The 12,599-nt window shown below is 51.2% G+C and carries 11 protein-coding genes; 8 read left to right on the forward strand and 3 right to left on the reverse strand.

Features of this window, described 5'->3' with window-relative positions; genetic code table 11:
- The first annotated feature begins 18 nt into the window (after nt 1-18).
- From DQG23_RS27460 to DQG23_RS27485, 6 genes are all read left to right on the forward strand, one after another.
- Nucleotides 19-1,197: a sensor histidine kinase gene (locus tag DQG23_RS27460; RefSeq protein WP_113034239.1), complete on the forward strand. Its 1,179-nt coding sequence runs from the start codon at nt 19-21 to the stop codon at nt 1,195-1,197.
- On the forward strand, nt 1,181-1,906 hold the full coding sequence (locus tag DQG23_RS27465) for a response regulator (RefSeq protein ID WP_113034240.1): 726 nt from the start codon (nt 1,181-1,183) through the stop codon (nt 1,904-1,906). Before DQG23_RS27460 ends, DQG23_RS27465 begins: the two co-directional genes overlap by 17 nt.
- Nucleotides 1,907-2,015: 109 nt before the next feature.
- Nucleotides 2,016-2,417, forward strand: coding sequence for a glycosyltransferase family protein (locus DQG23_RS27470; RefSeq protein ID WP_113034241.1), 402 nt, complete (start codon nt 2,016-2,018; stop codon nt 2,415-2,417).
- Between the two features lie 118 nt (nt 2,418-2,535).
- Nucleotides 2,536-4,617: an ATP-dependent helicase ComFA gene (locus tag DQG23_RS27475; protein ID WP_113034242.1), complete on the forward strand. Its 2,082-nt coding sequence runs from the start codon at nt 2,536-2,538 to the stop codon at nt 4,615-4,617.
- Nucleotides 4,614-5,393: a ComF family protein gene (locus tag DQG23_RS27480; protein WP_113034243.1), complete on the forward strand. Its 780-nt coding sequence runs from the start codon at nt 4,614-4,616 to the stop codon at nt 5,391-5,393. Before DQG23_RS27475 ends, DQG23_RS27480 begins: the two co-directional genes overlap by 4 nt.
- A 103-nt stretch (nt 5,394-5,496) precedes the next feature.
- Entirely contained in the window at nt 5,497-5,919 is a 423-nt protein-coding gene (locus DQG23_RS27485; protein ID WP_113034244.1) for a TIGR03826 family flagellar region protein, read from the forward strand.
- Between the two features lie 155 nt (nt 5,920-6,074).
- Here DQG23_RS27485 and DQG23_RS27490 read toward each other — a convergent pair whose 3' ends face one another.
- The 3 genes from DQG23_RS27490 to DQG23_RS27500 are packed head-to-tail and all read right to left on the reverse strand — an operon-like array spanning nt 6,075 to nt 9,527.
- The gene (locus tag DQG23_RS27490; RefSeq protein WP_238178059.1) at nt 6,075-7,649 is read right to left on the reverse strand and encodes an extracellular solute-binding protein; all 1,575 of its coding nucleotides are present in this window, start codon (nt 7,647-7,649) and stop codon (nt 6,075-6,077) included.
- A 45-nt stretch (nt 7,650-7,694) separates the two neighbouring features.
- The gene (locus DQG23_RS27495) at nt 7,695-8,558 is read right to left on the reverse strand and encodes a carbohydrate ABC transporter permease (protein ID WP_113034246.1); all 864 of its coding nucleotides are present in this window, start codon (nt 8,556-8,558) and stop codon (nt 7,695-7,697) included.
- Between the two features lie 18 nt (nt 8,559-8,576).
- Nucleotides 8,577-9,527 (reverse strand): ABC transporter permease, encoded by a 951-nt coding sequence (locus DQG23_RS27500; RefSeq protein ID WP_113034247.1) that lies wholly within the window; start codon nt 9,525-9,527, stop codon nt 8,577-8,579.
- 326 nt (nt 9,528-9,853) lie between these two features.
- On the opposite strand from DQG23_RS27500, the gene DQG23_RS27505 reads away from it, so the two are divergent.
- A complete protein-coding gene (locus DQG23_RS27505) occupies nt 9,854-12,193 on the forward strand; it encodes a helix-turn-helix transcriptional regulator (RefSeq protein ID WP_113034248.1) in 2,340 nt (779 codons plus the stop codon).
- A gap of 107 nt (nt 12,194-12,300) precedes the next feature.
- The gene (gene flgM / locus DQG23_RS27510; RefSeq protein ID WP_113034249.1) at nt 12,301-12,576 is read left to right on the forward strand and encodes a flagellar biosynthesis anti-sigma factor FlgM; all 276 of its coding nucleotides are present in this window, start codon (nt 12,301-12,303) and stop codon (nt 12,574-12,576) included.
- Nucleotides 12,577-12,599: the final 23 nt, after the last annotated feature.

Consider the following 12,599-nt stretch of genomic DNA (forward strand, 5'->3'; position numbering starts at 1 on the left):
TAAAGGAGTTTGGGCAGCTTGCAGCAAGTCGATGCAATTGATCGTGTCATAAAAAATGCGATATCCGTAATGGAGAGCAGCAAATATCAGATTTTTGAAATTTGTGAAAGTGCCCGTGCGGAACGGGATACGCTTAACAAAGAGCTGCAGCAGGTCATGGAAGAAGCAGGCAGTGCGATCGATCAGGTCGATAAGCTCGAGCTCGCATACAAAAAGTCGAGAATCCGGCTCACGGAGGTGAGCCGGGATTTCCGGCGTTTCAAGGAAGAAGATATAAAGATCGCCTATGACGCCGCTACTCAGCTGCAGCTGCAGCTCACGGTTTTTAGGGAGAAGGAAGCGCACCTGAGGCAGCGCCGCGATGATTTGCAGAAGCGGATCAAAAACGTGGACAAGCAGATCGAACGCGCAGAAATGATCGTTTCCCAAGTGGGCGTAGTTCTCGAATATTTGTCGGGCGACTTGAACCAGGTCACGCGTATTTTGGAATCGGCGAAGAACAGACAGATGATCGGCTTGAAAATTACGCTCGCCCAAGAGGAGGAGCGTAAGCGCATTGCCAGGGAGATCCACGATGGGCTGGCGCAAACCATGGCGAACGTCGTACTGCGTGCCGAAATATCCGAACGTATGCTCGCCAAAGGGCAACAGGAAGCCGTAAAAGACGAACTGATCGAGCTCAAAGGGCAGGTGCGCAGCGGTCTTGAGGAAGTTCGGAAAATCATTTTCAACCTGCGGCCGATGACGCTTGATGATTTGGGACTTGTTCCTACGCTGCGGCGATTTGTGCAGGATTTTGAGGAACGCACGAAAATACATGCCTCGATAGAACTGATTGGAAGGGAGATGCGGCTGCCTTCGGGTATGGAGGTGGCCGTCTTCCGATTGGTCCAAGAGACGTTTTCGAACGTGCTCAAGCATGCGAACGCTTCTTATATCTCGCTGGAGTTGACTTTCCAAGCCCAGATGGTGAAGATCGCCGTCAAAGACAATGGGGTCGGCTTCGATGTAGGGATGATCGAGGCGAAGATCGCTAAAGGAAGCCATTTTGGATTGATGGGCATGCGTGAACGAGTCGAACTGCTGGAAGGAAGGATGGATATCGAGTCCAGCCCGAATGCCGGTTCAAAAATATCAATGCTGATTCCGATCGGTTCCGAACAGAGGAGGAATATAACGGATGGACAAAATGACTAGCGCAAAACGAAACATTAAACTGGTCTTAGCCGACGACCACCAATTGTTTCGCGAAGGCGTCAAACGAATTATCAATATGGAGCAAGGTCTTGAAGTGGTAGGCGAATGCGGAGACGGCATCCAAGTCATCGAGCTCTGCAACGAGCTGAAGCCGGATATCGTGTTGATGGACATCAACATGCCGGTGGAGAATGGCGTTGTCGCGACGGAGAAGCTGAAGGAATTTTTCCCGGAAACAAAGGTTATCATTCTTTCTATCCATGACGATGAAAGCTATGTGTTCGAAACGCTTCGCAAAGGCGCATCGGGCTATTTACTGAAGGATATGGAAGCGGAGTCGCTTATCAATGCCATTCATTCGGTTGTTGCCGGCCATGCTTATATTCACCCGAAGGTAACAGGCAAGCTGATCAATCAGCTTCGCAGGATGACCTATTTGGATGAAGTCGGCGTAGCCGCAAGCGGAACGGCCGTGAAGGAAGCGGGCGTCAAATTCGTTCATTCCTCGAATAACCCGCTCACTCGCCGCGAAGCGGAAGTGCTTCGACTGATGGCTGAAGGCAAAAGCAATAAAGGGATCGGCGAATTCCTTTTTATAAGCGAGAAAACGGTGAAAAACCACGTTAGCAGCATTTTGCAGAAAATGGAAGTGGATGACCGGACGCAAGCGGTAATCATCGCCATCAAAAATGGATGGGTCACGCTTTAGTACATAGGCGCTGCGCTTAGTACTGCAATAGAATAGTATGGCGAGTCGAAAGTAACAGGAACTCCGCCAAGCATTGCGGCATATACTATCCGTAAGGGAGGGAGCCGCGATGATCGTAGGGTTGCTGTTGTTTTTCGGCTTGTACGGCTTGAGTGCGGTACTCGTTCATGTTTGGTATGCTTTGGATCAGAACAAGAAAAGAAGACGCACCATCCGATTTATTTTGATTACCCGCAATAATGAACAGCATATGGAGTGGTATTTGCGATCGCTTCGGTTTTTTTCAAGATGGCGCGGTTGTCATGTGGCCATTGCGGTTTTTGATGACGGATCGACCGACGATACGCTGCATATTGCCCGGCAATATGGGCGCAAACGGGATTATATAGACATCTACGAGCGTGTTGACGATATAGACAACTATATGGACGACTGGCAGGGGGAGCGATTGATTGTACTCAGGCTGCATTTGCTAACCCCTTACAGGCGATTAGCCGTTCTTCAGTGGTAAACGCTTTCAGCTGTTGAAAAGGTGCTGAAGAGACGCGTCCGGACTAGAGCGAATGATGGAAGACGAATGAGGATGAACAACACGGCGAGACTTGGAATTTTCGAAGAGGAGCCGATGCATGAAGGCAACCTTATATGCCGTTAAGAGCGGGGGCGAGTGGAGCTGGCGCGCGACGCCGGATTTTCGCATCGATCTTGCTTACTGGCTTCGGCAATATGATGGACCAAGGGACATCGTATCGCTCGAGCCTGCCTTATCGTGGGGACAAGCCGTATGGATACGGGATACGCTTAATTTGCGAAGGCTTCAGCCTAGCCAACATCAACATGTCAGGAGGGAATTGACGAAAAGGTTACGGGAATCGGGTGACGGTTCCCAGCTGCTCCGGAACGTGAAATTTAAGGAGCGACCGCTTTCAGGGGAAAGCGTTCATGATTTCTCGGGGACGGATCGCTCGACGGCAGAGAAAATTGCGAAGCTGCTCCAAGGCCGCTCTCTGCTTCCGGAGGAGCTCCACAGCTTATTGACTGCGCATGGGCTTGGCCATGTAGTGGATAGTTGGCTTCCATATGTCCAACTGGCCGCATTGGAGGGCCATGTGACTTTGACGAATGCGGTTCGCTGCCGGGAAAACGGCTGGTTTTGGCGGCGCGTACGAAGCTATTCATGCCGTCGCTGCGGAAGCGGCGATAAACGAATGTATTGGAGCCGCTGTTTATTTTGCGGGACGGATTGCCCCTACTGCGAAGAGTGCTTGACGATGGGGCGTTCGCGGTTTTGTACGCTTCTGATTTTGGGCGAAGGAAGTGTGACCGGTGAGGAACGTGACTCCGTAGTTAGTGCAACTGGTGGCCGGTTGCTTGAGGAGCGGCATATGGTCCGTCATGCAAGATCGTATCAGGCAGGAGCTGCGCTAGGTGCGAAAGGCGCCGCTGCTGCTCAAGAAATGGACGGGCTGGCGGCCCATTTGCGGCCCTGGGGTCTCAGTCCGGCGCAAACGGAGGCGTCGGGCAAGGCGCTGCTTTTTCTTAAGGAAACGGCTGCGGGTATGAAGTCGAATGAAGATGTACGGGCGAAAAAGGGTTCGGCAAGCTCCCATGGCCGCCAAGCTTTGTCAGGGAACGCTTCTATACATCCGAATGCGAACGTGAAAGAGGATCGGCCGTCTTTCCTTATTTGGGCTGTCACGGGTGCGGGCAAGACGGAGATGATTTACCCCTTGGTCTCGCATGAGCTGGCCGCAGGACGGAACGTGCTGATCGCGACGCCGAGGCGGGATGTCGTTCTCGAGCTGATGCCTCGACTTGCTAAAGCATTCCCGGGCGAGAAAATCGTAACGCTGTACGGCGGCAGCAAGCAGCGCTGGGAGCAGGGCAGCGTTACGCTATCTACGACGCATCAGTTGATGCGTTTTTGGCGGCGGTTTGATCTGGTCGTGATCGACGAGCTGGATGCCTTTCCGTTCCACGGCAATCCTGTGCTTGAGTTTGCGGCGATCAAAGCCTGCAAAGAGGATGGGCGCTATATTCTGCTGTCGGCTACGCCTCCCACGGCTCTGCAGGAGGCCTCATCCAGCGGAAAACTGCCGCATGTGAAGGTGCCTGTGCGCTACCATCGGCATCCGCTTCCAGGGCCGGTATTGCTTACGTCAAAGCCGCTCAGGAGCTGGATCAAGCTGAACGCCGTTCCGAAAGGCGTGCTGCTTGCGATGAAAGCATCGGTTGCGAGGGGAGCGCAGCTGTTTATTTTCGTACCCGCAATCGTGTTGGTCGAGCCGCTTGTTGCGCTGCTGCGCCGAACGTTTCCTGAACTGAACGTGCAGGGGACATCGTCTAAAGACGAGGACAGGGCTGAGAAAGTGATCGGTTTTCGCGAGAAACGAACCGATATGCTCGTAACGACGACTATTCTCGAGCGGGGCGTAACGGTGCCGAAGACGGACGTGTTTATTTTGGGTGCGGACTCGGGGTTGTTTAACGAAGCGGCTTTGGTACAGATGGCAGGACGGGCTGGGCGATCGAAGGATGACCCGTTTGGTTATGTATACTTTATTGCCTACGAACGTACGCAAGCGCAGCGGGCGGCTATTCGGCAGATCGAGCGCATGAACCGGCTGGCGAAGGAGAAAGGGTATCTTCTTGATGAGGGACCGCAGCAGCAGAAGCACGCATCCCAGGACAGCGGGGAGGTGCAGCGATGATCGGCGAGCCTCGTAGGCCATTTGCGGGTTTATGGCGCGGCATGGGGCATAAAATCGGCGGGTTGCTGGGCGGCTTCCAGCGGGATTGTCCGGTTTGCCGGGCGGCAGCGAACGCGGCTTCCAACCCGTTCGGGCTTTGCGCGTCTTGTTTTGCCAAGGTTCCTTGGATTACCGAGATTATTTGCGAAATCTGCGGCCGGTACGAAGCATGTCCCGATTGCCGGCGGCGAAGCGAGCCCGCCTTTCGTCAGAACAGGAGTGCTGTCCGCTATAATGCGGTGATGAAGGAGTGGCTGGCGTTGTTCAAGTACCGCGGCGACGAAAGGCTGCTGAATTTATTCGCCGACATGCTGCTGCTTGCGTATCGAAAACATGGCGAGCTGGCCGACCTGCCCAAGCACGGATTCGATCTGCTTACTTACGTCCCGCTTAGCGAGCAGCGTTTGCTGGAAAGAGGATTCAATCAGGCGGAGCAGTTGGCCCTTCGGCTTGGTCAAAAAACCAAGGTGCCGGTTATGCCTCTGCTGACCCGCCTGCGTCATACGCCCAAGCAGAGCTTTCAAAAGCGCGCGGAGCGTCTCGGCAATCTCGAGGGCGCTTTCGATATAGACGGCGAGCATGTCGGCAAGCTGGCTCCCATGCTGCGCGAACGAAACCATCTGCACATCGCAATCGTAGATGATGTGTATACGACCGGCACGACGCTGCAGCACTGTTCTTCGATTTTGGCGCGGCATGTGCCCGCAACTTTTTACGGTATTACTTGGGCCAGGTGACGGAATTGTAAAATATTAGAGAATTAGCTATACAAATGTTGCGTCGGTCATGTAAACTGGTGGATAAGAATGACCGTTTGGATCGATCGGGGGGCTTTTTTTTATGGGAATGAATGTTGATAATTGTCCTCGCTGCGGCAAAATCTATGTGAAGAATTTTCGTGATGCATGTCCGTCCTGCATAAAAGATTTGGAGCAGCAATATGAGAAATGCGTGAAGTATTTGCGGGAATCCCGTAAAGCTACCATTATCGAGCTGAGTGAAGCGACCGAGGTATCGGTTAAGCAGATCACGAAGTTTATTCGGGAAGGCCGTATTTCGATTGCGAGTTTGCCGAACATGGGGTATCCGTGCGAAGTGTGCGGCACCATGATCCGCGAGAACGCGATGTGCGGAAGCTGCCGTCAGCGGCTGGCGAAGGACGTTTCCAACGCTCGGGAGGACGCGCTGCGTGCGGAGGAAAACCGTAAACAGGAAGCGCATATCGCCTTTAAAATTGAAGATCGTTTGAAAAACAAAAGATAACGGATCGTATGCGAATCCCTGATACCGAAACGGTATTTTCGATATCAGGGATCTGTCACGGCAATAAACTCGTAAACGTTGCCGGTCATCTAATGGAGCTTGATCCGGCGCGATGATCAAAGCGATTGCACTATTCCGCTGTCGAGAAACAGCGGCTATTTCCGGTTCTGAACATGATCATACGCATCCTTATACGTTTTGACCAGTTGATCCAGGCCAAGTTTTTGCACTTCGCCCACATATTGATCCCATTCATCCAGACTGCGGTTGCCGAGAATAAATTTCGTAGCATTTTCCTGTTGGTACTTCTTGACGGCTTCTCCGACCGTATTGAGCACATCGATCTGCTGGTCGGTGAACGGAGGGCTCGGCTGCAGCTTGGAATCGTAGTTGGCCGCTTGTTTGAATGCGTCTTGCGACTCCGTTCCCATGAATGTCAGTGTGGCCATAAAATCCATCCGCGTATAGGTGCCCAAATTAAACAAACCGGGTTTCTCGCGCAACTCCGATAGCGTTTTGAACGATTTCAAATATTGCTTTTTCCCGTCCGCCATTTCGTACGTGACCCCTTCAACGCCCCATGTCGACAATTGCTCGCCTTCATCGCTATAGAAGAAATCCATATATTTCATGGCTTCTTTAATTTTCTTCGATGTCGAGGCTATCGTCATTCCGATATCGAGCGCCGTCTGGTTAATGTTAACGCGGCTCGCTCCCTCAAATCCTGCAGGAGGCGGCATGAACAGCATGGTGAAGTCAGGACGGTCTTTGCGCAGCGGCACATTGTAATAGTCCATTACGACGTAATCCAGAAAGACAAAGGCCTTATCGTTCGAAAGGCTGTCTTCCCACTTCTTGGAGTTAAACGTCAGCCAATCCGGGGCTATGAGACCTTCCTTGTATAGTTTGTTCATGAACGCAATCATCTTCTTATAGTTGTCTTCGATCGGTCCGTAACGCCATTCTTTCCTGTCAAAGTCGTAGTACGTATCATTGAAGGTATTGAACTGCGGCGCCATCCGCGAAAGGGTGTCGAACCCGGCTCGCGTGCTGAACGGATAGCTGTCCGGGTACATCTGCTTCAATTTCTTAAGAACGTCATACAGCTCATCATAGGTCTGCGGGACATTCAAGCCGTTTTTCTTGAAGACATCGTCGCGGTACATCCAAATAATCCGATCGCCCAGACCAAAGTTCTGGTCATTCGGGAACTCGTAAAGCTTTCCGTCCACGGACGAGAACCGCTGCAGAATATCGGGATGGGCCCCCAGCCATTTCTTCAGATTCGGCGCTTGGTCCAGGTAATCCAGAATGTTGACCAGCGCGCCTTGCTGTCCATATTTATTTGCCTTGGTAAAGCTGCTCATGAAAATAAGGTCTGGCATGTTCCCCGAGGCAATCGTTAAATTGACAGCGCCATCATAATCATTTCCGGGGGGGACTTGACCCTCGATCGAATACCCCGTCTTCTCCTCGATCGCCTTCCAGATCGGCTTGTCTTTGCTGTAAGTCCAGTTCGATTGAGAAGGGACGAGCATATTGAGCGAGACCTTCTCTGCAGGCTTGGCGGGCGGCGTTCCTTTACTCGGACTTGCGCTGCTGCCCGGGCTTGCCGTGCCGGAAGCCCCTTCGTTGTCGGATGAGGTGCTGCAGCCTCCAGCGGCGAGACCGAGCAATAGGGCAAGCGAGATCGTTGTTACCTTTTTCATTATAGCGGCGCAGGCTTGCACAGAAGCCAATGCGCCTTTCCTCCCCTCAGCAAATTAGTAGTTGCCTTACCCTTTTAAGGAACCGAGCGTCACCCCTTTCACGAAATATTTTTGCAGGAATGGATAGGCTAGAAGGATCGGAAACGTTCCGATCAGAATGGTGGCGTACTTCAACGATTCTTCAACAATTTGCTGATCGCGCCCGAGCGAGAAATTACCCTGAAGATTCGTTTGTCCCGACAACACGATTTCTCGCAAAACAACCTGCAGCGGGACGAGGTCGGCATTGCGCAAATAAAGCAGCGGCGTAGAAAAATTGTTCCAGATCCCGACTGCATAGAAGAGTCCGATTGTCGCCAAAGACGCTTTGGAGAGCGGCAGCGCAATGCGGTAAAACATACCGATGTCGGTCAATCCGTCTATTTTGCCCGCCTCTTCGAGCTCCTGCGGGATGCCGGCGAAAAATGTTTTCATAATAAGCAAATACCAGGCACTGATCGCTCCGGGAATAATCATCGCCCAGAACGTATCGACGAGCCCCAAGCTTTTGACGACGAGAAAGGTAGGCACCATTCCTCCGCCGAAGAACATCGTGACGACGATGGCCATCAGAAGCTGCTTCTGGAACAGCATCTTTTTTTTGGATAGCGAGTACGCCCCCATAGCCGTACAAAGCAGTGATATTGCCGTGCCCGATGCCGTATACAGCACCGAATTCCGAAAACCGGTCCAGAGACGCTGGTCATTGAGGGCAATGGCGTACATTTGCAAATTGAATCCTTTCGGCCATAAGGACACTTGCCCTTTCATCACGTATACGGAGCCGCTAAGCGACACATTGAGCATGTACAGAAAGGGATACAAGACGACTGCCAGCAGGAGCAGCATGATGCTGATGTTGATGGCGTCGAACCAACTGAATTTTCTCATCTCACGGATGCCCTCCATTTACCATAAGCTTGATTCCTTGGCAATTTTACGGCTGAATGCATTGGCGCTTACAAGCAGGAGCAGGTTCACGATGCCGGTAAACAGCCCGATGGCGGTCGCATAACTGTAATTTCCTTGCAGAAGCCCGATTCGGTAAACGTAAGTGCTGATAATGTCGGCGGTTTCATATGTGGCGGGGTTATAGAGCAAAAATACTTTCTCGAACCCGACCTCTAGCATGTGCCCGATATCAAGAATCAGCAGCATGATCACCACCGGTAAAATGCCGGGGAGCGAAATATGCCACATCCTTCGGAAGCGCCCCGCGCCATCCATCTCGGCCGCTTCGTACAGATGGGGGTCGATCGCCGTAAGCGCCGCCAAATACAGAATCGAGGACCAGCCGATGCCCTGCCAGATGCCGGAAGCGACATAGATCGTACGAAACCACTCCGGCAAGATCAACCAATTGACGGCAGAGAAGCCGAGCGATTCGATGACTCGGTTGACGATCCCCCCGGAAGGCGAGAGAAAGACCGTGATCATGCTAACCACGACCACATTCGAGATGAAATGGGGCAAATAGCTGACCGACTGCACAAATCGCTTAAAGATGGCATGCCTCAGCTCATTCAGCAGCAAAGCCAATAGAATCGGCGCCGGAAATCCGAACAGAATCGAGTAGAAGCTAAGCAGGAACGTATTTCGGAGCAGCTTGAAGAAATCCGGGTTTTGGAAAAACATTTCATAATATTTAAACCCGACCCACTCGCTATGCCAAACCCCGCGAAACAAATTGTATTTCTGAAATGAAATCAGGATGCCGAACATGGGAATGTAGTGAAAAATAAAGAAATATAGAACGCAAGGCAGCGCCAGCAGCAGCAAATACTTGCTTTCACGAAACTTCCGGCGGAGATTCGATCGTTTTGGCGTCTGCGTGTAGAGTTCGGGCTGTACCCGAGCCATGTGTTTTCCTCCTCTCGTCAGGTTCCGTTTCTCTTGCATCGTACAGGAAATGAAGGCGCTGGCATACATTCTATTTGTCAAGATGTATGCGTTCAGAGCCGCTTCTGACAAATTGAATATTACCTGACGAACAGCATATTTACCGCTGTCTGAAGCGGTTTGCCGCAATATTGATTATTGAAGATGGGGTTGTTATAATGATCCTACCTTGCCGGTGCAGCCATATAAAACAGACTACTCGGTACGGCTGGACCCGATCCGGCCAACTTGCAGTGCGCTTCTCACACGTGGCGGGATACGAATATTCGTGAGAAGGAGGCAATGTTATGGTTCGGCCAAGATTCATCCCCATCCGCCGGAATTCTTTGTTTGTGAAGCTGCTGACCGGCTTTCTCATCGTCATTGTGCTGCTGATTTCCTTCAATGCGCTTTCCTTCGCTTTCTTCAAAAACAATATCGAACGGGAAATCATCGATAACAGCACGCTTAATTTGAGCAATACAGTCGATCGATACGAAAAACAGTTCAAGATTGTGGAAAGCGCTGTCATGAAGCTTTATTTCAATGACCGCTTTTATTCCATTTTGCAGAAAGACAATATGTTGGATTACTATACGGCACATCAGATCATCACCAAGGAAATCAGCGCTTTGGTAAGCGACGACCTGCTTCTTTTGGAAAACATGCTGGTGCTGTTTCGCGATAATTCGATTGTCCTGGATAAGCAAGGCCTGAGCGGCACGGCTGATTTTTTCAGCAAAAGCTACTCCAGCGAACCTTATAATGCCTTGTTCTGGAAGCAGCAGTTTACAGACAGCTATTCGCTGAGCATTTTTCCCGCGGCTGCTTTCAATGAGATTAGTTTCGACAAGCATGTGGTCAGTAAGGGCGATTTGGTCCCGTTTGTGATCAAGAATCAATTCAACAGCCGTTATATCGTCGCTGCGCTGCTGGACGCCGACCGGATGTTTCAAGCGTTCGGGCATGGAGGCGATGACAGCTTCTTTATTCTCGACGCCTCTCAGCGCATGCTTTTTCACAGCGAGAACGACCGTAGGGCGCCGGCGAACGATAGCGGTTCCCGCGGCGGTCTGCCCGATCGTTTCACCGCTTCCCAGACAACCGGCTATATGAACATCGACAATTACTACTACATGTACAAGAAAGGCGCCCATTCCGGGCTTACCTACGTTTATGCCATCCCCAATGTAAGAATAGCGTCGCAGGTTGCGCATTTGAATATGGTATTGATCGTTATTCTTGCCGTATCGCTCGTGCTCAGCGTGATCATTTCCATCCTGCTCAGCATGAAGCTGAACAGCCCGATTCAACGGATCGTGCAGCTTGTAGAGCGAGGCGGGCATTCCGACAAACGGCCCAGTAAAATTCATGAATTCGATCTGATCAGCGACAATATCGCCGACATGATCCGGACCAACCAATCGTTCCATCATGATATTGAGATGAAGAACGATTTGCTGAAAAATTACGGGTACATCAATCAGATCAAAAACATTTATCAGTGGGATGGATTGCGCAAGCTGATCGAAATGAACAAACCGTTCTATCTCGTCGCTTTCCAACTTGCGTTTACGAAGCATTTCCGCAGTCTGATGCCGGATGATCAAGAGAAGGCCTCCTATTACATCAAGGAATTTATCCACCTGCATATGAGCGGAAGTTTCCATGATTATGTAACGCTGCAGCTTGAGAAGGAAGTGATTCTATCCTTGATCTTCGAGGAAGAGAGCGCCGATGCAGTGCTTGACGCGCTGCACCAAATCAAGGGGATGCTTGGCGCCGACAAGGAATATTGTTCGATTACGTTAGCCTTCCGTCCGGTAAGGCGTCATCCTGAGGAGCTTGCCGCAGCATACGAAGAATCACGTGAAATGATTGCAAGGCGTATGTTGAATCGGGAGACCCAACTCATAACGGATTTAGAGCCTGATCGACGTACGTTCTGGCTGTCGGTTTCGCAGGAGCAGGAGCTGCTTGCCGCTCTGCAAGGCGGTCACGCGGATAGGGCGACGGACCAGATCCATCGATTTTTGGATTATATGGAGAAGAATAAGGCCAATGCGCAGCAGTTTGCCGAATTTGGCAAGGAAGTCGTCCTCAAAGTGATGCAAACGCTGACGTCTTTTAAACTTGATATCGGCCCCTTGTTCAACGGGCATCACCCTTCCATTTTGATGGAGGAATGCGTGACGCTGGATGAATACAAGCTGTGTTTCCAACAGTTTATTAACGGAGCGATGCAGCCGGTTCAGGACAGAAACGCGGAGAAGGATCCAATCAAGGATTACGTTCTGGACTATTTGAGCAAACGTTACGGCGAGGACATCTCACTCGAGCAGCTGGCCGACCAATTGCAGCTGTCCCGCGGCTACTTGTCTGCGTATTTCCATGAGAAGACCGGGAAGAAGTTCATCGATTATTTGAATGAGGTGCGCATCAGCCGTGCCAAAGAAATTTTGAGCCAGACGGATATGCGCATCCAGGAAATCGCACTGCAGGTCGGTTATCAGAATGTCAACTCGTTCATTCGCATGTTCAAGCGGATTAGCGGATTTACGCCAGGGGAATATCGGAGAGACGCGCTGGCGAGGGCTTGCGCCGTTCAAGCTCCGGCGGATATGGAACTTGGACGGGATTTTAAGTAGAAAGGAAAATCACGTGATTTATATAAAGTTTTGCTGTTAGCAGACCGATAATATGTATAACGATTATCGGTCTATTTTGTTTACCGTAGCATAAAGAGGTGAGTACATTGAAGATCAACGAAACGCAGCGGATCAACGCCGTTAACCCTTATAAGAACAACAATCTTGCGAACCACAGCATAACGGGCAAGAAGGGGAAACGCAGGGACGAGGTGCAAATATCGGCGGAGGCGCAAGAACTGCTTGGCACGCAGCGGGTCAGCACGCAGGATCAAGAGGTTCGCAACAAGAAGCTCAATGAGCTTAAGCAGTCCATCGATGCCGGAACCTATCATCGCGATGCCCGTCAGATAGCCGAGAAAATACTGCCATACTTGAAGTAATCGTTTAGGGGAGAAAGAGGTGA

The sequence above is a fragment of the Paenibacillus contaminans genome (assembly GCF_003285015.1).
Classification (GTDB): Bacteria; Bacillota; Bacilli; order Paenibacillales; family NBRC-103111; genus Paenibacillus_V; species Paenibacillus_V contaminans.